Genomic DNA, 24280 nt, shown 5'->3' with positions numbered 1-24280 from the left:
GAGGCCTAAAGGGGAAGTCACAGGATGGGAATAAAGTATATTCACATAGAGGTTCACGGCTGGAAATTGACTATACGTTTGCCATTCAGCTACGGTACAGAGCACAGGCGGTTTCCGGTAGCGTACCTGCAGGACGAAGGCAGTGTAATGAAGCATACGGCGAATTACCTGGACCATTTGTTCAGATCGCAGCAGCTGAATGAGCTGATCCTTGTCGGCGTTGCATCCAAGGACCGGAATCATGATTATACCCCGTGGCCGCTGCCGGAAGTGACTCCTGGAGCACCTTCGTTCGGCGGCGGTGGAGACGATTATCTGCGGGCACTGGCCGAGGAGATCAAACCTTATATCGACAGCCATTATCTAACGTTGCAAGAAGCCAGGCATACGGGGATTATCGGATTCTCTCTCGGCGGACTGATCTCGCTGTATGCCTCTTACCGCTATCCTGAAGTGTTCGGGCGGATAGGCCTGTTATCGGCATCCTTCTGGTATGAAGGTATCCTGGACTACATGCGCGATCATCCCGTAGACAGAGCAGGGCAGCGGATATATATGTACTACGGAGAGCTGGAAGGCTGCTATAAGACCAATGCGCAGAAGGAAATGGCCGGACGCTCCAGGGCGGCGCATCAGCTGCTGCTGGAACAAGGCTTCGGCGGCGGTGATTTACTGCTGGAGTGTGATCCGCAGGGAACCCATGACCTGATGTTCTTCAGCCGGCAGTTCCCGCCGGCGCTGAGGTGGCTGTTTGGCGGAGGGGAAGCCGGTCCGGTTCGGGGGAACGCTGGGTGAAGCGGAAGACGGACTTGCTTGTTTATAATAACTGTGATGGATGGGACGGCAGAGATGCCGTTCCTTATTTTTTTTATTCCTGTACTTATTTGCTTGGAGTGGATAATTGTATTTCGTACACTTAAAAGACGGATAAAAACCGGATTTGGGCGGTTAACTGTATTCTGTACAACTAAAAACAGCGAAAGATGATTTTTGAGACAGGTCAGCTAATATAACTGTATAGAGTGCAATTAAACTTGATATCTTACAGCGGATGGTGAATTTAGTTGCAGTAAATGCAGTTATAGTCTGGCGCGTTAGCTTCAAATGATCACCAAGCTCCAGTCCTGCACTCTCTTATCTGCTATTGGCATCAGCCTTGCGGTGCTCTGGCTTTTGCAGTTGTACTTTTTCTTATGGCGACAAATGGGTTGGGCGAAATTACGCATGCACGGCAAATTTATATAAAAGCATAATGCCCCTCGGACTCCTGGTCTGCGGGGTTTATTTCTGCGTTCAGAGTATTGGATTACCGGCGTTACACATAATAACCCTATGGAGCTGCTGCCGGCACTTCCTGACGCAGCTGTGCCGGTCAAGCAGTTAGTGCGGCGCGAAAAAGGGGTAAGTTACTATAATGTGCGGTATTTGCAGTTTTACACAACCACTTGGAGGTGAGCGGATTTCATCGGAATAGAGAGGGCAGACCAACCGTTTCCACTTAATTTTAAAATAAATCGTATGAAGATTTCTTCTGCTGTGATACAATTATCCGGTTGGCCTTGTACATGGTTAATCGTCCGGTGCTCCTGATGAGCCCGTGATTGAATGAAGCTAATAAGCGCAGGAAAACGAAGCATTCCAGTGTATTGCTGTGAATTACAGAGTATTAATGGAGAAACCAACAGATTTTACACGGAACATATCAATTTTTGTCGTTTTTTATTGATTTATTGAAAAGGTTTCTGTATAATCAGCCTTGTTGATTTTTCATAGGATGTAGCCTGTTCAGCTTGATGAAACGAAACGACTGACAACGAAACGGATCCAGAGCAGCAAGGCTAATAACTAATAACTTAAGCAAAATTAGGGGGTTATTAATTTGGGAAAAGCGTTAATTATTGGCGCTGGCGGTGTAGCGAGCGTTGTTGTTCATAAATGCTGCCAGAACCCGGATGTATTCGAAGAGATCTGCATTGCCAGCCGTACGGTGTCAAAATGCGATGCTCTGAAGGAGAAACTGGACGGGGGCCTGACGAAGATTTCTACGGCCAAGCTTGATGCTGACAACACGGAAGAAGTCATTGAACTGATCAAGAGCTTCCAGCCGGATGTCGTGATTAATGTCGCTCTCCCATACCAGGATCTGACGATCATGGATGCCTGCCTGGCTACCGGAGTGCATTATGTAGATACAGCTAACTATGAACCGCAGGATACCGCGAAATTTGAATATTCCTGGCAGTGGGCGTACAAGGAAAGATTCGAGAAGGCCGGAATTACGGCGCTGCTCGGCAGCGGTTTTGACCCAGGCGTAACCGGTGTATTTACGGCGTATGCGCAGAAGCATTATTTTGACGAAATTCATACGATTGATATTGTGGATGCAAATGCCGGTGACCATGGTTATCCGTTTGCGACCAACTTCAATCCTGAAATCAATATCCGCGAAATTACAGCGAACGGACGCTACTTCGAGAATGGCGAGTGGATTGAAACTGCACCGCTGTCCGAGAAAAAAGTCTACGATCTCCCGGAGATTGGTCCGAAGGATATCTATCTTTTGTACCATGAAGAGCTGGAATCCCTGGCTGTTAATATCCCTGGCGTGAAAAAAATCCGCTTCTGGATGACCTTCTCGCAGAACTACCTGACTCACCTGAAGGTGCTTGAGAATGTTGGCATGACCTCGATCGAGCCGATTAATTATGAAGGTAAAGAGATCATTCCTTTGCAGTTCCTGAAGGCCATTCTGCCTGACCCGGCTTCCCTGGGACCAAGAACCAAAGGTAAAACGAACATCGGCTGTATCATTCAAGGTACCAAAGACGGCCAGCCAAAAACTTATTATGTCTACAATGTCTGCGATCACGAAGAGTGCTACAGAGAGGTTGGCTCCCAGGCCATTTCCTACACTACCGGCGTTCCTGCAATGATCGGGGCTATGATGATTATCAAAGGCATCTGGAACAAACCGGGCGTACACAACATCGAAGAATTCGATCCGGATCCGTTCATGGATGCACTCAACAAACACGGGCTGCCTTGGCAAGAAGATTTCTCGCCGACGCTGCTGGATTAGGGCTTAAGTCATGAAGGATAAAGATATAGATATTGATATCAGCGCGCTGCCGTCCCCTGCCTATCTCGTGGACGAGCGTCTGCTGACGAAGAACCTGGAAACTCTGAACTATGTGCAGGAGCAGAGCGGAGCGAAGATTCTTCTCGCGCAAAAAGGCTTCTCCATGCATTCCATGTACCCGCTGGTAGGTAAATACCTGCATGGCGTAACCTCCAGCTCCCTGTTCGAAGCCCGCCTGGGCTTCGAGGAGATGGGCAAAGAGGTCCATGTGTATGCGCCGGCTTATGTAGACCGCGAGTTCGATGAGCTGCTCGGTTACACCGACCACATTGTGTTCAACTCGTTTGACCAATGGGGCCGGTTCAAGGAACGGGTGCAGAACGCACCGAAGAAGATCAGCTGCGGCATCCGCGTCAATCCGGAGTACTCCGAGATTGAAGTTCCGCTGTATGATCCTTGCTACAATTACTCCCGTATGGGCGTAACCCTGCCGAACTTCCGTCCGGAGGAGCTGGACGGCATCGACGGGCTGCATTTCCATACGATGTGCGAACAGAATTCAGACACGCTGGAGCGTACGCTTAAGGTTGTGGAAGAGAAGTTCGGCCAGTATCTGCACGGCATGAAATGGCTGAACTTCGGCGGCGGGCATCATATTACCCGTCCCGACTATGACCTGGAGACGCTGATCAAGTGCATTCGGCATATGAAGGAAACTTATGGCGTGGAGATTTACCTGGAGCCGGGCGAAGCAATTGCCCTTAACACCGGTTACCTGGTGGCGACAGTACTCGACACGATGCATAACGGTATGGATATCGCGATTCTCGATACCTCGGCCGAATGCCATATGCCGGATGTGCTGGCGATGCCTTACCGTCCAGGCATCATCGGTGCCGGAATGCCGGGCGAATTCGCCCACACCTACAGACTCGGTGGCATGACCTGCCTGGCAGGGGATGTAATCGGGGATTATTCCTTCCCGGAGCCGCTGAAATACGGTGACAAGCTTATCTTCCTCGACATGGCGCATTATTCCATGGTGAAGAACCATATGTTCAACGGCGTGAACCTGCCGGCCATTGCTTCCTACAATGAGGAAGAAGGCATCAAGGTCATCCGCGAGTTCGAGTATAGCGATTTCAGCGGACGATTGTCTTAAGTTAGTATTGAAGCGTTCCATCAGCTGCGGCTGATGGGGCGCTTTTTTGCGGTTTGAGGGGGGAGAGGCTCAGGTGCCAGCTGTGGTAGCCTGCTATCTGCTGGTTGCTGTTTACTGTTTGCACACTGCGTATTGCCCATCAAATGCTCACTATACTACTTACAGCCAACATACAGCCCACGATACAACCTATGATAAAGGTCAGCGTACAACACGCCATACTGCTTACCATACAACACATCATATTACTCAACATACAACCACCATACGACCCACGATAAAGCTCAACGTACAACACGCCATACTGTTCACCATACAACCCACGATACTACTCAACATAGAACCACCATACGACCCACATAAAGGTCAGCATACAGCCCACCATACAACACACTATACGACCCACGATAAAGCTCAGCGTACAACACGCGATACTGCTCACCATACAACACACTATACTACTCAACATACAACCACCATACAACCCACATAAAGGTCAGCATACAGCCCACCATACAACACACCATACGACCCACGATAAAGCTCAGCGTACAACACGCGATACTGCTCACCATACAACACGCGATACTGCTCACCATACAACACACTATACTACTCAACATACAACCTACGTTAAACCTCAGCGTCAACACGCCATATTGTTCACCGTACAATACATCAATACAACCCAGCGTACTATCCGCTACTTACAGCCCACCACTACCTGCTGCCCCCTAATCCGCCGACCTACCGGAAATGTTGCATAAAATACAACAATTCGCGGCGCGAATCGGCTAAATAAGGGGAATCTTGCACAAAATACAACATTTTGAAGCTCTGATCGGCTGATCAGCTTAAAATCTTGTAAAAAGTACAACAATTCGTGAATGCGACAGCCAAATGGACGCAAATCTTGTAAAAAGTACAACAATTTCTGTATGCAGCCGCCAAATGGGCGAAAATCTTGCGAAAAGTACAACAATTTAGCTCCGTTGAGCTCCAAAAGGAAGCGAAGGAAGCGAAGAAAGTGAAAGAATCAAAAGAATCAAAACAGTCAAAGGAAACAAAAAACCTAAAAACTCCCTAAAGTGAGTTTTTGCTGCGGGAGAAGGGACACTGCTGATGTGAAGTGTTCTGGCTTCTTTTCGGCGAGATTTACTTGTAAAACATACTTAAAAAAGTTTGTTACATTGCCCTTAATCTGCATCTGGCGTAGCATTGAACAGAGAATGATTTGAACGTGAAGGGAGTGAGCGGCATGATTAAGATCAGCCGGGTTATACGAACGGGCAGCTGCTGCAGATGCGGTGAGAGAAGCGCAAGACAGAAGAAGGAACAGCGAAGAACAATGAGTAAAGATAAAGGACAGAGGATAGAGACAGAAAGCTGAAGACTGCGAGCCCAAGAATGGTGATTCAAGTTAATGCTGCGTCTTCCTCTGTTGACTAACCTATAGGGAGCTGCTATGCATGCTGAAATTACAATATCTACACAAGAATGAGGAACTGGCGGCGATGCTGCTGGGGAATTGGGAACATGATCCGGAGTCGCTGCATCTGTTCCAGTATTACCGGATATCTTCTAATGCGGTGTATCCGTTTGAGAATGCAGGGCATAGCCAATTGCTGCGGTTCGCGCCAGTAACTGAGAAGCAGAAGGAGAATATACTGGCAGAGCTTGAGTTCATCGCTTACCTGCGTGAGCACGGGTATGGTGCGCTTGAAGCAGTATCCTCGCGTACAGGATCGGAGCTTATTGAAGCACAGACCCCGTGGGGGCCATACTACGCTTCCGTGTTTAAGCGGGTAGCTGGGGTACAACTGGGCAGCACAGAGCTTAGTGATCACATCGTATATAAATATGGTGAAGCGCTGGGCCGGCTTCATCAATTGTCCAATGAATATACGCCTGTACAGCCTGGCAGATGGACGCACAAAGCTGTGCTGGAATGGATTCTGTCCGTACTGGCTGATTTTCCCGGGGAAGAAGCGGCTGTGGCCGAGGCAAGGTTGCTGGAAGAATATTTTGCCGGACAACCTGTCACGCCTGAGAATTACGGGCTGATCCATTATGACTTTGAGCCCGACAATGTGTTCTATGACGAGGCCTCGGATAACATCAACGCCATTGATTTCGATGATGCGATGTACCACTGGTACGCTATGGATATTGAACAGGCACTGGATAGCCTGGAGGGAGAGGCAGCGCCGGAGGAATATGAGCGCAAGAAGCAAATATTCATGAACGGCTATATCAGCCGCCGCCCGCTGCCGCAGGACGGACCCACCATGGCAGCGTGCAGACGGTTCGCCGATTTGTACGGCTACGCACGGATCTTGAGATCCGCAGCGGAGCTGGGAGAGAATGAGCCGGATTGGCTGACTTCGCTGCGGAGCCGGCTGGCAAATGCATGTGCGGCTAGGGCTTCGCGGTTTGGCGGGCCTGTCGGGTAAGCACAATCTGAAATTAAGCTGACCTGTACAACGGGCCGGCCCGGCTGAGTGGTGTCAGCAGATAAATCAGTAATAGGCTTACCTGGAAACTGAAACAGCGACAGCAAAGGACGGGGAATTAAAGTCCTGGCTGTCGCTGTTTTATTTAACTACCATTATACTACGTTAGAATTCATCAATGATTTCGACGACTTCGATTATACCGTTAATCAGCAGCTCAGGAAGCTGGTTATGGTTATTGCCTTTCCAATATTCCCGGGCTTGTTCGATTTTGCGGGAGAAAGGGAGGCCATCCTCCTTTGGCAAAAGAGTACCGTCACCTTCAAAGATCCTCCCGTTCACGCGAAGTTTAACGATCTGCAATACTTTTCGATGATGAGATACGAAGATTTCTTTCCATTTCAGAGCGTCTTCATAGCTCTTCGCAGCATATAAGCACGACAACCGGGAAGGATATTCAGGATATTCCTGCAATCTAACCATTTCAACGAGTGCTTCTCTTATCGCCCGGATGGTCTGGTCCGCATATCTAATAACGACATCTGCATTCTCTTTATCCATGCTTAATCCGTCATTTGTATAGTGACCGTGCAAAATTTGCATAAAGTCTTCACCCTTGGAGTTCATCTGTTCCTTCTCAAAAAAGAAGTGATATAAGGTGTTTTTTTGGTTTTGGTCAAAGCTGATGATCTGCCCAAGGTCCATTTTGTTCCGGGTTACAATGTGATAAACATACCATTCGTTAACTTGCATAGACTGCTGCTCCCCCTATTTCATACTTATTGTAATTCTGCTCTCCTGCGGCAGCCATTCAACCGTGGCCCCGAGCTGTTCGCTGATGAAGCGCAGCGGCAGATAGACTGTACCATTGACTACAAAAGGCGGGGTAAGCAGCGTAACGCTTTTACCGTTTACTGTCGTGGCTCCGCTCTTAGTATTAATCACAATGGATAGCGGCGATTTGCCCTCCGCAGTGCCGGTGATGGTTGCTACTTTATCCATAGAATAGCCGACGGTGGCCCCCATCTTGCTGAACAACGAGCGCAGCGGAATGAAATTCTGCCCGTTCCGGGTAATTACCCCGTTCGTGAAGGCGACGGATTCACCATTCAGGGTGACAGAAATCGGTTTTTGCATCGGGACGGGAGCAGGGTAATTAAATTCATAGGTACCATATCCGAGCTGAGCATTCTTGTTCACACCCCAGCCCCAGAGCGTTCCGTCTTTCTTTTGCATAATAATATGTCTTCCGCCGCCCTTCATGGACTGAACATCGGAAGTGAGCTGAGTGAACGGAGCGTCCGGGGACATCCGGGTCGTCTCAGTAGAAGCCGCGTATACCTTACCGTCTGAGGTCAGCGCAACAATAGAGTGTTCGACGATGTAAGCATCGGTCACCTTGCTGATTCCTGAGAAAAGGACGGGAACGGGTTGATCCGCATAAGTAGTTCCATCGGAGTATCCTGTGACCGTTGAGCCCCAGAACCATAAACGGGATTGCCCGTCAATGGCGAGCCGGGTACGTCCGTTGTTGCGCAGAATACTTACGCTGGATAAGGCTGGCATGCGGGTAGCGTTAAGCTTAGAAGCATCGCCAAGAGTCTCAGGTTCATAGGGATTCTGGATAGGCCACGTCCAGACGCTGCCGTCTTTGCGGAGAGCGTAATTCTGTTCAAGCTGGGTGATGTCCGTCAGACTAGCTACAGGCGTGAGGGTGGCAAATTCGTCAAAGGTGGTCCATACTGTACCGTCCGTCTTCAAGAACAGGAAACGCCGCCAATAGCTTTGCCCGTTACTCTCGCTGTATCCGGAGACAGCAGCAACTTGATCTATACCGGGGACTGGTGAAAAAGAAGTCGTCTCCGCACCGTCAGGTGTCGTCACAGCAATAAACACCTTGCCTTCTCCGGTGATTGCTACACGGCGGCTATCCAGGCTTAAGAAGTCCGTCATATTCGTTAATTCAGCGATCGGAGTCACTTCTATTTCCAACGTCCGGGCGTTGGTCTCCCAATTCCAGACAGAGCCGTCCCTGGCCGTAACCAGCGCGCTGTTCCACAGGGGAAAAGAAGCTTGTACATCACTTAACCCCTGAACCTGTGTAGGGACAGATTTGGTGTCGCCCCAGACCCAGAGGGAACCATCATCCTTAATCAGATAATTGGCTCCATAAGAGGCGACCCCGGAAGCACTTGCAGCTGAGCCCGTCTCAGGATTACCAATGCTCAGAACCGCGGTCAGACCCATGATCAAGCTCACAAGCAGATTTCTTTTTTTCATAAAAGCACCCTCTACCTTCAATGTTATTTTTACTGATATAGGTAAATAAAAGAATATATTTCCTTCCATATAGACGCTGTATGAGGGCGGAAAGTTTCTTTGAAAATTAACCGTTCATAGCCGGCCCTCCTGTGTTACAATGATTTAGTCTGTTTTTTGTGGAATTTGATTTGTGCACCGAAATTTAATAAGCTGTACCCGGCATTGTCCGTATTTGAGGAGGAAATCAGCGTTAATGAAACATGCACCTTTTATAGCCGTGGAGGGCCCAATTGGAGCCGGTAAAACAACCCTCGCCACGATGCTCGCCAGCGAAATGCAGCTTCCGGTCATTAAAGAAATCGTGGATGAAAATCCGTTTCTGGACAAGTTCTATCAGAATATGGACGACTGGAGCTTCCAGCTGGAGATGTTTTTTCTCTGCAACCGGTTTAAGCAGCTTGAAGACACTACGACCCAGTACATAGATAAAGGTAAGCCGGTCATTTCGGATTATCATATTTATAAGAATCTGATCTTCGGGGAACGGACATTGAAGGGATCGAAACGGGACAAATACCGGGAGATCTATCATATCCTGACTGATGATTTTCCGAAGCCGGATATCATCTTCTACATTCGTGCCGATCTGGATACGCTGCTGGCCAGAATTGCCAAACGCGCCCGTACGTTCGAAGAGATCATTGCGCCTGCTTATCTGCAGCAGCTGATCGAGGATTATGACGATGCGATGGCTTCACTGGCCCGCCGCGAACCCTCTACGGTCATTATTACCATCGATGGCAACAAGGTGGACTTTGTAGAGAACCCGGAAGACTTCGCCGCAATCGCGGAACAATTAAAGGAGCTTATGAAATGAACTCATACAACATCCCGGACAATGCAATTATCACGGTAGCCGGCACGGTGGGCGTCGGCAAATCGACCCTGACCGCAGCTCTGGCGGAACGCCTGCAGTTTCAGACGTCACTTGAGCAGGTAGATCATAATCCGTATCTGGAGAAGTTCTACCATGACTTTGAGCGGTGGAGCTTCCACCTGCAGATCTATTTCCTCGCGGAACGCTTCAAGGAGCAGAAGAAAATGTTCGAGCTGGGCGGAGGGTTCGTGCAGGACCGTTCGATTTACGAGGACACAGGGATTTTTGCCAAAATGCATGCCGATCAGGGCACGATGTCAAAAACCGACTATGAAACTTACACCAGCCTGTACGAGGCTATGGTGATGACTCCGTATTTCCCGCATCCTGACGTGCTGATCTACATTGAAGGCAGTCTGCCTTCAATTCTGACCCGGATCAATGAACGCGGGCGCGAGATGGAGATTCAGACCGATGTCTCCTACTGGGAGCATATGCATGGCCGGTATTCCCAGTGGATTAACGAGTTCAGTGCCTGCCCGGTGCTGCGGCTGAACATTGACGAATATGATGTGAAGGATGCTGCCTCCATGGCGGATATCCTGCATAAGGTAGGCGCGGCAATTGGCCGGGCTCCGGTAGGGAAGTAAAGGTTTTATTTTAGCGGATGGTTTGTGGGATCGATAAGATATAGGGATGTTAGGAAGCGGCACCAGTTCATCTGGGGCTGCTTTTTTTGTGTTTTTAGACATTTTTTTTAAAGAAAACGCGACTTTTTTCATATTTTCGGGACATTTACCCTATTCAGGACCATTTGAAACGACTTTTGTCGAGAATTGTTAAGAGATTGTTTAGAGCGGCCTGATAGAATGGATCGCAGATATGATAATTGCAGTAATTAGAATTTAATTGTTTTTGGTCCGCGGGAAGGCAAGCGAAAGGAGAATGCGGGAGCTAAGGGAGCTAATAGAAACTGCAGCGAATCTTGCTACACGCCGGACAGGAAATGATGAACGAATAAGGGGGAGCATCACATTGTTAATAAGCAGGAGATTGAAGAAATATACCTCGCTAAGTTTGATTCTCAGCATGTTGTTGTCGTTAATACCCGGCTCCTTTAGTGGCCTGGCAGAAGCTGCGGGTGATGATTTTGAAGTAACGTTTAAGAACGGAGCGCATGTGGGGAATCTGAGCTACCCTGCAGAGAACGCCTTCGGTAACTTTTACAACAATATGGAAGAAGGCTTCGCCCAGACTGAGACGGACAAAGATGCCAGAATGGATTGGACAACCGGTGATATCTATGCCGGTCTCGATGATAATGAAGCAACGGTCACGTTCGAGGTTGACGTAGCCAAAAATCCGTTATTGAAGGCCATGGCGGAGAGCGGACAAGCAGAGATGATTACAGGTTTTGCGGTTCTGCGGCGTCACTCCGGGTTCCTGTGGACACGTCATTCGGCAATTACGGTGACCATCGACGGAAGGGATATTATCAAAGAAAGAACCGGCAGTAGCCAGAAATATAACAAAACGGCTACAGCCCGTATTACACCTACCTCCAAAATTAAAGTATGGGTATATGGTGAAGGCGATGACGACGGTGAAGCAGCAGGGGTACGGGGCTTCTATCTCAAGTTCCAGGATCTCAAGCGTCCCGTCATTGACAGCTATACCTTCACCGGCAACGGAGCAGAACGGCTGAACGAGAATATTAATCAGCAAGAGCTTTATGTCAAAAGAGATGAGAACATCACACTCAGCTACAATTTCAACGAGCCCGTCAGACCGGCTACGGTAGTGAAAGCAAACTCCGATTATTTCCTGCGGCAAAAGCTGTTCATTAATGATCCGGACACCGGACTTCCGGCTGCCGGACAGCAGCAGTATCTGCAGAATATTACCTTTAATGAGGACAATCTAACTACGTATCAGAAAACACTTTCCTATAGATATACCGGAGTTCCTTTTCATAACAGCGGCAATCTACCCCTGAAACCGCTAATTACCGGGGGGACTACCGGCGGAGCACCAATGGATCTGTCACTGGAGAATAAATTGAAAGAAGCCGTGCTCAGGGATGCGGCAGGGAATAAAGCTACTATAAATCTCAACACTGTGCCGAGCAAGAGCAGCAATGCCTGGCTGAACAATAAAAGCGGGAACCCGTTTGATTTCGATCGGGGCGGCTTCCGCGTTATCGTGGATGCGGTGCGTCCGAAGTATTCCAAGACTGCTAACGGCATTCAACCGGAGATTCTGACCGGTGTTACGCTGAATAAGGGAGATGTTATTGATTTCACCCTGCAGATGACGGAAGAGGCAATTGCCAAAACCGGCTGGGATGAGAAGAAAACCTTTATTCTTTTCAATAACGGAATGAAAGCCTATTATGTTGCAGGCAAGAATACAAGAAATTGGACCTTCCGCATGACAGTACCTGGCGGACTAACTGTGGAAACACCGTTGCTCAAGGCCGTTGCCGTATCTAATGATGCCAAGGGCGGCAGCTTGCCTATCAATATGGATACGGATGTAATCCAGGATTACGCAGGCAACCTGATGATTCAGCCCGCTAACTTCGATGGAACACATGAAGAGAAAATTGATCCTTACGGCAGTGACTTCTCGCTCGCCAACTCTAAGATAGACTGGGCGAACCTGTTCATCGACAATACAAAACCGATTATCGGATACCGATTCGAGGCACAGGGCGCGAGTGATGTAGCCTATTCGAAAAAAGGTAAGGTAACGATCGATGCCAATGATCCTTCGATTAAAGTACCCCACCTTGATCCGACTGAAGCAGACCGTGGTGCAGAACGGCCGAGCCGCGGAATCTACCGGCCTTCGAATATGAGTGCGGAAGCATCACCTTCCGTTGGACTTGTCTACTACTGGTGGAGTCAGGATAAAGCGGATCCGTTTGCTTCTGTATCCGGAGACAATAACGCGGCACTCAAGCGTTACGCGCTCTCTGCCAAACAACCGTCGGAAGAGCTGTATCCCGGAGAATTCCAGAATGTACAGCTGTCGGTAGTGAATAACAAGACCAACCTGCTCTCTCCTCCGCCTGAAGCGTTCGAGGAAGGAAACAGCGGGGAATGGTACCTGCATACCTGGACAGCGGATATGACCTGGGATTCAGCCAGAGAATTGATGCAGTACGAGAAGAAAAAAGCTTATGTGGCGAGCCATCAGGCGCAGTATGATGCCTGGATTGCAGAAGCACCGGGTTCGAAGGCAGATAAAATCTTCTATGCTGACAATCAGGCGCTGGCCGCTGTTGGACAATACGGCGACCTGAGTGTCTGGAAGGTTGACGATTTCAAACAGGATGATTCCAACTGGACCCATGAAGTAGGTATCCTGAAGCTGGACAATCAGGGACCTGCCATTACAATGGCCGCCGAGGACAGCACCACTGTGCAAGCACTTGTAAAGGACCCGCATAGCGGCGTCAAGAGCGTGCAGTATCAATGGGTGAAGGACGGGGATTCACCACAGGACATTAAGTGGGCCGATACATCATACTCCGGGAATACCGTAACCCGGTCTACCTATGAGGATATTGATGAGGATGGCGCTTACTGGCTCTATCTGAAGGCACTCGATAATGCGGGCAACGAAACGGTCAAGACACCACAGGAAAAGGCGGTTGTCGTGAGTTCAGAGGCTACGATTCCGACGCAGTTCACACCGGAAGCTAATCCTGACTACGTTCGGAGTCATGATGTTATGTTCCAGATCAGCGGAGTGACCCCGGATTATGTGGGCTATGCCATCAGCAGCAGCTCTATTCATCCTGAGTCCGACAATGAATATACAGGCCTTGAAGCAAGTACGGAGCTGATACAACCTCTGTCCGTGGACAATTCTTTAGGCAGCGGGGAAGAGACTCCCCAGCCTGAAGCTCCAGCAGAGCCGAATGCTCCGGCAGAACCGGAAGTTACGGCAAACATCGGACCAGTGGCTATCCTTAAGCTCCTGTCCGAAGGACCGGTTCAGCCTGAACTGACCCCGCTGGCGGCTGAACAAACTCCGGCACCAGAGAGCGGTGCCGAGCCGGCAACTACACCTGCTGCTTCAGCAGGCGCTACTGAACCGGCAGCAGATGCCGCAGCGGAGGCAACAGAAGATAACACGGATTCCAGGCTGTCAGCGATGGGACTTAATGCTTCTGTAAGTGAAGCCACCTATAGCTATGTTATTCCGGCTAAATCTGAACTGAACGGAACGCAATACATTCATCTTATGGTGAAGCACAGCGACAGAACGTATTACTATTCGAAAGCTTATTATTTTGACAATGAAGCACCAGTGGTGTATTTCAGCCCTGATGCTATTGCTTACCCGTTGCCGCAGCAGAAAACGCGGATCAGCGTGTCGGAATTCTATAGCAAAACAGGACTTGTCAGCAAATATAAATGGGTCAAACAAGAAACAGGTGCAGAAGTACCTACAGAGTCCTCTACAGAATGGAAGGACGTTCCGTCAGGCGGTTCGGTGTCCATAGACGACAAATCGCTGGACGCGGGACAAATTGCTGAATACCGGTTATATGTACTCGCGGTTGACGGGGCAGGCAACAGCTCTGTGACGGCAAGCGGAGGAACCTTCAAGGTATCAGCATCTTCCAAACCGGAGGCACCTGTATCCGATGCGAAGTCTTCTCTTATCTATCTGTCCGGTGATGCAAAGGATGGATACAACGCGATTGTGAAGCTGAGCCTCGAGACAGAGGACAAAACGGGATATGAATATTCGGTATCACCTGATAACGGTGCAAGCTGGATCAACTGGAAGCCTTATACCAACTTCGTAGCCGTGAAGGTTCCGACTGGTGATCCGACACAGCTGCAGGTGTGGGTCAAGTACAGAACACCGGGCGGGTTGATCAGTGAAGCGGCCAAGCTTGATATCGAAGGCGCTTCTACAACCGAACAGCCCGTCTATGCGCTTGCAACGCTCAGCGTGAACAGTCCGGTAAATGCCACGGTTGGGGCAGATATTGAGTTCACGCTTCCGCCGGGTATCCGCGTGATGCCTTCGAAGATTAACCCTTCGGTGCCTGTGCGGACCGGAAACTCATTCAAGATCTATGAGAATGGCTATTACAGCTTCGATCTGACCGATCTCGGTGATCCGGACCGGACAGATACCCTGTATCTGGTTGTGAAGAATATTGACGGTACGCCTCCAGAGGGAACGGTTGAATACTCGAACATGGAGCGTACGAACGGTAATGTGGTTGCTTATCTTCAGAGCACCTCTGAGCCTGTAACGATTACTAACAATGGCGGCAAAAATGCCTACACCTTCAAGGAAAATGGCACCTTCGTCTTTGAGATTAAGGACGCGGCCGGGAATACAAATACCGTCGAAGCCACGGTAAAGAACATTAACAAAGAAGCTCCGAAGGTGAAAGTGGTCCGTTCCTACCAATATGGCCTGAACGGCAGCAGCACCTTCAATACCGTGAAGGATAATAACGGCAATGTACTATTCTCCACCGGCACTACAGTAACGGTTGAGAAGGCAGATGCCTCGGCTAAAGCTATTAACATTATCAGTCAGGCCAAGAGCATTACACTGACTGAGAATGGAACAGCCTCCTTCACAGTTGTAGATGAGTACGGCAATACGACAGTCATTAAAGAGAAGGTTACGAATATTCTCTCCGCACCGCCTGAAGCTGATAAAATTGCCTACACCTTTGTAGATGCGGATGGCAAAGCGGTTCCGGCAGATCAGATTGTTACGATCGGCGGACAGAAATATGCCAAGGGTAAAGTGAAGGTTACGATTAGCGGCAGCGTCACAGCACCTAATAAAATGTTCTTCGGAGTAAGACCTATTGAGGGCGGAGCGGCGTATTCGAATCAGATCAGTAAAGCTGATGGAACGTTCAGCTACTCACGTGCCTTTGAGAGCAGCGGGTCAGCGGTAGTCGCCATCTCGGATCTTCTGGGCAATGTGAACAAGGTTCCGGTTACAATAGCGGGTCTTGATAACACACCGCCTGAGCTGACACTGAATAACGAAACAGCAGGTATTGTCCAGAACAAGAAGGACTTTAACTTCCGCGCAGATCTCGGCGGCTTCACAGTTTCCGATAATGTATCGGAAGCAGCGGGTGTGAAGGTATCGGTCAGCGGGCTGGATCTGAGCAAGCTTGGACGCCAGCGTGTAGCTTATACGGCGGTTGACCAGGTAGGGAATGAGACGGTTGTTTATCAGGATGTGGTGGTCGTGAAGGATGGCGGACTGCTGATCTTCGGTAACGATACCTTAATCTCGGCATCCTCCGGCGAGTCTGCACTGTTCAATACCAATACACTTACCTTTAAGGTATCAGGCTACAACAATATGAAGGTAGCCGGAGTAGACAAGGTCAATCAGGCAGGAACATTTGATATTCTGTATTACCCTGGTTTGTACCGCGAAGGACAGCTGAAGCTGGTGAAGCAGAAGCTGACTTATGACGAACTCGTGAGCAGTCAATTTAAAGTCACCTTCCCGAAAACAGGCTGGTACACGATTGTCGTGAGAACACAGGAGCGGGACCGCGAGTTTGCCACCTTCTTTATTGGCAACATGAAATAAATGAAAGATAAACAGGGGGAATACATGGTGAAGCTGCTCAAACGCGCTACCGCGCTCATGCTCACAATAATCATGGTATTTCTGTCCACCTCCGAGAGCTTTCATGCGCTTGTGGAGGCGGCCAGCAGTACAAAGACAACTGTTGTAGAGAATAACTTTATTAAGGTTACTGTGGATAATGAAACCGGACGCTACGGGATTCGGACCGTGGATGGCCAGCCCATCCGCAAGAATGACAACAACGTAAACTTGCTGTTCCAGGGAGATGATCCGGAAACGTCGTTCACGACGTTCCGGATTGACGGAACTGATTATATTTACGGGAATAAGTACAAGTTTGACAACAGTCATTATTCAGAGACTACTACACCCAAGGTGGTAGAGAATTCGAATGGCACGAAGCAGCTGGAGATGATCTGGAAGATTAAAGGCGTAGAGATTAAGCAGATTCTGATGCTCTACACCGACAGCAAGGATGCTGTCAATTCCGGAAATGTCAACATCCGCTATGAAGTGAATAACCGGAGCAATGCGCAGGTAGAGATCGGAAGCCGGATCCTGCTGGATACGATGGTCGGCGGCAACGACGGGCCGCAGTTCCAGATTGGAACAGCTTACAAGTCACCGCTGCAAGTAGAGCGGAAGCTGGTGCATAATCCGGAGGATAATGCCGGAATCCCTGAAGAGGACAGAGCTTACTTCAAGATTCCTTCTTACTGGGTAATGCGCGACAAGCTGGATTTGACTAATCCCCAGGCAACCAATGTCGTTGCCTATGGCTTCAATAACTTTGCCGAACAGAACATTAATATTGTGGATGAAATGATTGTCGGTCACTGGAACGGCCTGGCGAATACGAAATGGGATTATGAAGTACATCCCAACCTGGACTTCACCAGAGACACCAATGATTACGGCACGGCGGACTCCGCCGTTGCCTTCTATTGGAACCCGGATAAAGTGGCAGCCGGAGGCTTCCAGAGCTTCGAAACTGTCTATGGACTTGGAGAAATAACTGCTCCGGATAAAGTGTTCTCGATCCGCTATGTAGATCAGGTTCAACAGCTGGCTACGGCTGCGCTGGAACAAGGGGAGACGGTTCCGTCGAAGTACGTGGATAACGGAGTCTTCACGATCACAGCCGAGGTTGAGAATCTGCAGGCCTACAATATGGAGCACTCCAAGATCGAAGTGGAGATGACGCTGGAGAGCGGTCTCAGCTTCGTCAGGCAGGATGAGAGCGGCAAAGACGTCCTGGACGCAAATGGCAAGCCAGTCCTGGAGAATGACCGCAGCAAAATGCTGGAATTCAAAAAGTCAGCCTCTCCTGAGGAAGCTGCATTGGGAATTGAGCCGAAGTACAAGCCGGGTGATGCCATCACTGCGACTTTCCGTGTTCAGGCTAAAGGCAGACCTTGGCCGGTAACGCGGGATTACATGATTTCCGCGAGAAGCCCGGAAACACAGGGCAAGATTGAGGGCATTGAGGATGAAGGCATCAAAGCCCAATATGAGTCGAACCGTACAAACTTCATTCTGCTGCCGCCGGTAGGCGAAGCAACGGCTACGTATTCATACGCTCTGTCACCGGCAGAGCTGTATAGCTCAGATGTGAAATATCTGACTGTGAATCTGTCGAACATTGAAGCCTATAATACGGGCAATGCAACCACAGCACCGAACTTTGACCTGTACCTCAAGGATCTGGTATCCGGAAGCCGGTACAAGGTGAATGTGCAGGATGCAGTGGTTATGCAGCCTACAGACGATGGTTTCTCAGGTGCCATGCGGATTACTTACCGCGGCGGGGAACGGGTTGATGAAGGCGGCAATGTGCTGGAATCCGGACTGGGACCCGAGCTGCCGCTGGGTGAATACGCAGTGGAGATCGACTATAAAGGCGATGCGGGAGGCGACGAGGAAGTAGCAGCCCTTTACGATATTACTACTACCCCTCAATCCTTCCTGGTTACAGATAATGATGAGACGCGGATCCGTGAAGCCGGAGTTATGGCTGTGTACAGGGAAGCTGTGGATATCAGCGGCCTCGCGAACGGCGCCTCTGTAAAGGATGACTTGCTGGATCAGCTGAACTCGCTGTTCCCGGGTGAGCCATTTAAGAACGGCTCGTTCCTGTACTCTGCTGTCACCGAGTATAAGAAGACCAAGGCCTTGTTCGGAGCAGCCAGCAAGGCGGTTGATCCTGAATTTGATATCAGTGAATTCATGGATGATGAAGCGCTCAAAGAGACTCCGCTGTATGCCTACAAATTGTTTGCAACAGAAGAGGATTTTGAAGCCTTCCAGGAAGAAGCAGAATCCGAGGACCCGGAATTCGACCGTGAGGTTCTGGTTACGGTCCGCGGAATGATCAAGCAGGTCGGCACGGGTGATGAAGAGCAGGTCATCGTGGATACCAAGACAGAACCGGCAATTATTAATGATGCTGTTGCCTATACAGGCAAGGATCTGGCTTTTGTACGCGGCAAGCTGGACATCTTCGGAAACAGCCTTCCGGGCGATCTTCCCTTCCTGGATACCTTGTTCATCAAGGGTGACGGAACGCTCAGTGTAGCGAGCAGCGGCTTCGTCTTCCATAAGGGCGAATGGACGCTTGATTTCTTCAACGGCTTCTCCAAATCCCTTGGAGATGAGAACTACAATCCGTCCAAGGTGGAGACGCCAGAGGATGACGATGAAGAGGAAGAAGGCAGTAAGGAAGATAAAGGAAATGACGGTAATCCGGAAGACGACAGCCAGAACGGCAGTCTGAAATGGGCTATCGGCGGTGTGGGCGACAGACTGAATCCGCTGCGCCAGGTCATGATCGGGGATGTGTACTTCAACAAGCAGTCTTTGTTTGGGGCTCCAAGCTTCGCGATTGACGGCTTTGGCTTCTCCTTCAATGATTTCATTCTGAGAGAGAATGGGATTTCCTTCGGCGGCTCATTGTCCCTGAAGATCATTAACTCAGAAATTAAGAATGTCATATTCAACAGCGCAGGCTTCTATGGCGTAGATGCCTCACTCGGCTTCGATCTGAATCAGGAGATGGGCTTGTTCGGACCGGATAAGAAGAAAGACGCGGATAAGAAGAAAGGTCCGGATGCTCCCAGCGGTAAGGTTACCATCAAGCATGCCGTGCAGGGCGGCGGAGTTGGTAATGAATATGGCCTGGAGTTCGCGGCACAGCTGAAGAACATGCTGGGTGTGGAGATTGAATTCTCGCTCAAAAAGGTAAAAGACGGCCGGATTCTTCCGGATGTAATCGCCTTTGGGGCTGAATTGCCGGCTCCGGGTATTATTGTCACCGGTGCAACCTATCTGACCGCTGTACGCGGTGCAGTGCGCGAGCTGGCGGATACCATTGCCGGCGGTACGGCGCAGGACCCGTTCCCGCTGACGATTGAAGCTGGCGTAGGCATGCGGTTCGGGATTGCCCCGGCGTACTTCTTCGGGGATGTTGACCTGACGGTGAAGCGTACCGGCCTCAAGGTGGAAGGACGGCTTGACTTCTCCGCAGACGCAGAAGCTGAGAAGGATGACCGGCTTCCAATGCTCACCAAAGCGCTGCTTGAAGCGCAATGGGTGACTCCATGGTTCGTGCGGGTAGAGGCAGCTATGGATATCGGCGGCTGGGATATCATCATCGGTAAGGCGGGAATCTTCGTCGGACAGAATCTGGAGAAGAACCGCACTGACTTTGAAGGCTATATCGGCTCCAAAGTACAGATTCCGAATAGTGTACCGGTTGTCGGTGGAATGCCGCTGTCCAGTATGTTCCTCGGGGTCAACAATGATAAGGTATGGGGCAGTATCGGCATTCTCTTCATCTCGCTGGGTATTACCTACTACTGGAGCGGAGGCATAGAGTTCGGTACATCAAGCGATCAGCTGCCGGAAGGTATGATTCATCTCGTAGTGGATGATCCCGATAATGGACCGCGCCTGATGGTTATTGGTGAAGGTGTAGAGACTCTTGCCACTTCGGCCGCCCCTGCTGCTGAGGAAGAGAATCAGGAGATTATCTACCGTGAAGTAGCAGAAGGTGTGAAAATTGTTGAGAACGGATCGGTTAATGTCGGCGTAGGCGGCATTACGGTCAAGAACGGCGGCAGAATCCATGAGATTCCTATGGGGGCTGCAACCGGTAATGCCATTATCGAAATGGAATACAGCAGTAAGGATATGCCGGAATTTAAGCTGCAGGATGCAGCGGGCAAGGATTATCCGGTGGTATTCGAAACCTTTGCTAATCCGGACAAGCCTAATCCTAAAGCTAATGCTTTTACACAATATATTCCTGCAAGTGATGTATCACCGGATCCATCCAAGCTTAATGCTGAAGTGGATATCCGCAGAGCTTACATTATTATCCCTGAGAATGAAGCTAAGAAAGGCGGAACCTGGACGCTTACTGCAGTCTCGGCTGTAGAAACCAAGCTGATGAATGTTCCAACCCTGCCTCAGCTCAGCGAAGTGAATCTCGCGAAGGATAACTCGAATGTCAATAAATTCACGGCATCCTGGAAAGTAGCCAACGCAGCAGAAGGAGATACAGTGAATCTGTACCTGGCTGAAGATGCGGTAACCACTGAAAAGACTATCGTGGAAGGGCAAGAGGTGCTGTCACCGGGAGATCCGGGGATGCTGATTGCCAAAGATGTGCCGGTTGGCGCCGGCGGTTCTGTCAGTGGTGGCATAACCAGCGGCAGTACAGTAATTGATGTAACGAATGTATCGCTGATGGGCAATCCCGAGGATATCCGCGGGCTGCTCAGACAAGGCAATTATTATCTGCGGGCCGAGCTGAAATCCAGCGCAACCTTCGGCACGAAGACTTCACCGCAGCGATTCGAGCTCGTTGATCCGCTTGCACCGCAGGTTGTCAGTGACGTCTCGGTTGTACCTGCCGGTAACGGACTGTTCTCGCTCTCCTTCAAGCCGGGAGCCAAAAAAGCGGGACATAACGCTTACGAGCATAGCTTCGTCATTGATGCTCAGGTCCAAGTGAACGGCAAGCTGGAGACTTATTCTCCATTTGGCGAAATTTTGTACACCGAAGAAGAACTTCAGCCTTACTGGAATGCAGCAACCGGTAAATATGAAGGTATTCTGATCGGAGGCTGGAAGGCCCTATCCACTTCGGATGAAGTGAATACAACCAGCCTTGAAGGAACGGTTACGGATGTGACCAAGGTGAAGTATACCGGTCTGGAAGTTGGAACGGAGTATGTTGTCGGTGTCACTGCCGCAACGGTTCCAACTGAAGATGCGGACAAGAATCAGAACTATCACTATGCTGAGCACCAGAACAGCAGCAAGAAGCTGCTGCCGGTTCCAAGCCTGCCAAAGCTTACTGTGGCAAGCGGATCTGGTACCGTGCAGGATACCGGAAATTACATTAACCTGCTGACCAGTGAAACGAAGCAGAAGCTGACGCTCACTTCAGACCAGTCCAATGTGACGGTGGAGGTCTTTAATGCTGAGAAGTCCATCGGGTCGGTAGCTTTGACGAACAAGGCCGGCGGCGGAAGCCAAGGCGTTCTGAATCTCGACCAGTTCCAGACAGACGGACCGTTCGCTCTTGAACTGAGAGCCAGAAACATGACGACCAAGGATATCTCGGTCACGATGCTGTATATGACTGTAGATACGATCGCTCCGGTTCTGTATCTTGATCAGCCGGTAACGGGTGAACGTACCGCAAACGGCGCTGTTCATGTAGCAGGAACTACAACAACAGGAACTGTGCTGACAGCGAAATATACAGTGAACCAATTGCAGCCGGATGGCAAATACAAGGAAGTGGAGATTCCTACTACCCTTAAGGTGGACCCGCTGACGGGGGACTTTAATGGAACTGTGGAGATCAAATCCGATGAGCCTTCCGTGGCACTTAATATTGTTGCCTCCGATGAGGCAAAGAATCTGAACACAGCGGTTGTGGATATCACGAACGCTGGTTACAAGGTTCCTGTAGCACTGGTTTTGAAGGGAATGGAAAAGGACCTGGAGCCAGGGCAAACAGGCAAAGTTAAGGCTTATCTCAAGGTCTCGGATGGACAGGACGAGAATACCGGCAAGCCGAAATTCAAGGATGAGCCAATTGCAGATAAGGATCTGCAGAAATTGACTTATACAGTCGCCGTAGGCGATGCAGTGTCCTTGTCGGCAGAAGGCAGTGTTACGGCGCTTGCCACAGGCTCCAGCTTAATTGAAGCAGAGTATAAGGTGTCCGAGGGTGTAACGCTCAAAGGCATGGTTGCGGCCACAGTAGCCGTACCGAAACCAGAGAAGCTTGGTGCAATTCAAGCCAGCACTTCTTATATTTATGCAGACAGCAGCCGTACCAAGATCACCATTACTTCCTCCGGGGATATGACCGGACAGCAGATTGCGTATAAGGTTTATCGTTCCGGCGCCGTGCAGCCGGCCTTCGATGATAATGTCAGCTCTTGGCCGCTCCTTCCGCTGGACGGTATAATCAGCGCTTCATACGGTGATGTAATCGTGCTCGCTAAGCGGACATCTACCGATAAGCTGGTTAAGGCAGCGGGTCAGGTTACAGCAACTGTATGGTCCAGCAGCGGTGCTGGAACAGGCGGTGGCGGTGGCGGCGGTGGTGGTGGCGGAGCTGCCACACCAGGCGTAGTAGAAGAGCAAGCACCAGATACAGCCGCACAAGTAACTGTTAACGGACAGCCGGTTGTCACAGAATGGAATGGGCTTACAGCGGTAATCCGGATTACGGATAAAGAAGCCGCAGCGGGCAGCGATCTCACGGTTAGTTCCGCAGATCCGGCTGCAAAAGCATTCAGTATCCATGTAGATCAGAATGTTGTGAAGCAGGCCGTTGCAGCGAAGAAGAAAGTGATTATAGAGGTGCCGATGGGTCGTTTGGTTCTTGAACCTGAGAATCTTACCGCATTAAATGGTGAGCTTGTGGTGGGCATTGGCCAGAACAGCACTGCCGATCAGCAGGCCATGAAGACCATAGCCGATCAGCAGGGCTTCACGCTTATGGCCGCAGGACAGGGTGTTACGGTAACGGCTAACCTGCCAGCAGGCAGCTGGACACCGGCACTTGCAGCCAAGATCGCCATTCCTTCGCCGCTTGCAGCAAACGAAATTACAGCAATTGTGCTGAAGGATGCAGCCGGTAACTGGACTACTGTGCCATGGAAACTGGACAGCAGCGGTACGGCAGTGAATGTGCAATTGACCGGAGAAGGCAGCCTCTACTTCATCCGCAATCAGAAGATCTTCAAAGATATGCCTGCAGGCTGGGGCAAGGACGGTATTGCAGCAGCCTCCGCCAAGCTGTTCGTATTAGGCAAATCTGCAGATACCTTTGATCCGACCGGCAAAGTGACCCGAGCAGAGTATCCAACGATTCTGCTGCGCGTCGCAGGTCTGATGAACAAGCAGGCACCTTCTGCAGGCTTCAGTGATGTCGGCAGCAGCAGCTGGTATAACCGCAGCGTCTCCATTGCTGCACAGCTGGGTATTGTCACCGGATTCGAAGGCGGCAAGTATGCGCCTCAGGGTACGCTGACACGAATGGAAGCCATGACGATGCTGGGCAGACTGCTCACCCTTGTCAGCCCAGGCACTGAGATCAGTGATGCAGAAGTAACAGCAATTCTGGCTGGTTTCACCGATAAAGATAAAGTTCCCGCATGGGCAAGACAAGCAGTAGCATTGAGCATCAAGAACGGCATTATCCTTGGGGAAGGCAACAAGGTGAATCCGTCCAGTCCGCTTACGCGTGAACAGGCGGCAGCCATTGCTATCAGACTTGATCAATTGATTACAGCCAAGCAATAACAAGAATGTGC

Annotated in this window: 10 protein-coding genes; 8 read left to right on the top strand and 2 right to left on the bottom strand. The window is 50.1% G+C overall.

Annotated elements, in window-relative coordinates; all coding sequences use genetic code 11:
- Window positions 1-24: 24 nt before the first annotated feature.
- The 4 genes from NSU14_RS19935 to NSU14_RS19920 all read left to right on the top strand — a co-directional run bounded on the left by NSU14_RS19935 (window position 25) and on the right by NSU14_RS19920 (window position 6694).
- Window positions 25-795 carry an alpha/beta hydrolase gene (locus NSU14_RS19935; RefSeq protein WP_340946959.1) on the top strand — a complete coding sequence of 257 codons (771 nt, stop codon included), beginning with the start codon at window positions 25-27 and terminating at the stop codon, window positions 793-795.
- A 1084-nt stretch (window positions 796-1879) separates the two neighbouring features.
- Window positions 1880-3079 (top strand): saccharopine dehydrogenase family protein, encoded by a 1200-nt coding sequence (locus NSU14_RS19930; protein ID WP_036702452.1) that lies wholly within the window; start codon window positions 1880-1882, stop codon window positions 3077-3079.
- A 25-nt stretch (window positions 3080-3104) separates the two neighbouring features.
- Window positions 3105-4241: a carboxynorspermidine decarboxylase gene (gene nspC, locus NSU14_RS19925; protein WP_336103664.1), complete on the top strand. Its 1137-nt coding sequence runs from the start codon at window positions 3105-3107 to the stop codon at window positions 4239-4241.
- A 1469-nt stretch (window positions 4242-5710) separates the two neighbouring features.
- Window positions 5711-6694, top strand: a complete 984-nt coding sequence (locus tag NSU14_RS19920; protein WP_340946957.1) for a phosphotransferase enzyme family protein — start codon at window positions 5711-5713, stop codon at window positions 6692-6694.
- A 165-nt stretch (window positions 6695-6859) separates the two neighbouring features.
- Here NSU14_RS19920 and NSU14_RS19915 read toward each other — a convergent pair whose 3' ends face one another.
- Both NSU14_RS19915 and NSU14_RS19910 read right to left on the bottom strand, forming a co-directional pair.
- Entirely contained in the window at window positions 6860-7447 is a 588-nt protein-coding gene (locus tag NSU14_RS19915) for a DUF2441 domain-containing protein (RefSeq protein ID WP_336100764.1), read from the bottom strand.
- 15 nt (window positions 7448-7462) lie between these two features.
- A complete protein-coding gene (locus NSU14_RS19910) occupies window positions 7463-8974 on the bottom strand; it encodes a stalk domain-containing protein (RefSeq protein ID WP_336100766.1) in 1512 nt (503 codons plus the stop codon).
- Between the two features lie 235 nt (window positions 8975-9209).
- On the opposite strand from NSU14_RS19910, the gene NSU14_RS19905 reads away from it, so the two are divergent.
- From NSU14_RS19905 to NSU14_RS19890, 4 genes are all read left to right on the top strand, one after another.
- Window positions 9210-9833 carry a deoxynucleoside kinase gene (locus NSU14_RS19905; protein WP_039303946.1) on the top strand — a complete coding sequence of 208 codons (624 nt, stop codon included), beginning with the start codon at window positions 9210-9212 and terminating at the stop codon, window positions 9831-9833.
- Window positions 9830-10483 carry a deoxynucleoside kinase gene (locus NSU14_RS19900; protein ID WP_042135585.1) on the top strand — a complete coding sequence of 218 codons (654 nt, stop codon included), beginning with the start codon at window positions 9830-9832 and terminating at the stop codon, window positions 10481-10483. Before NSU14_RS19905 ends, NSU14_RS19900 begins: the two co-directional genes overlap by 4 nt.
- A gap of 427 nt (window positions 10484-10910) precedes the next feature.
- The gene (locus NSU14_RS19895; RefSeq protein WP_340946948.1) at window positions 10911-16439 is read left to right on the top strand and encodes a hypothetical protein; all 5529 of its coding nucleotides are present in this window, start codon (window positions 10911-10913) and stop codon (window positions 16437-16439) included.
- Complete coding sequence (locus NSU14_RS19890) at window positions 16440-24269, top strand: S-layer homology domain-containing protein (RefSeq protein WP_340946946.1); 7830 nt, start codon at window positions 16440-16442, stop codon at window positions 24267-24269.
- Window positions 24270-24280 lie beyond the last annotated feature (11 nt).

It is taken from the genome of Paenibacillus sp. FSL R10-2771, from assembly GCF_038000205.1.
Classification (GTDB): Bacteria; Bacillota; Bacilli; order Paenibacillales; family Paenibacillaceae; genus Paenibacillus_AQ; species Paenibacillus_AQ phytohabitans.
Note: the sequence above shows the minus strand (reverse complement) of the source record. Positions and strands in the feature narration are given on the sequence as shown.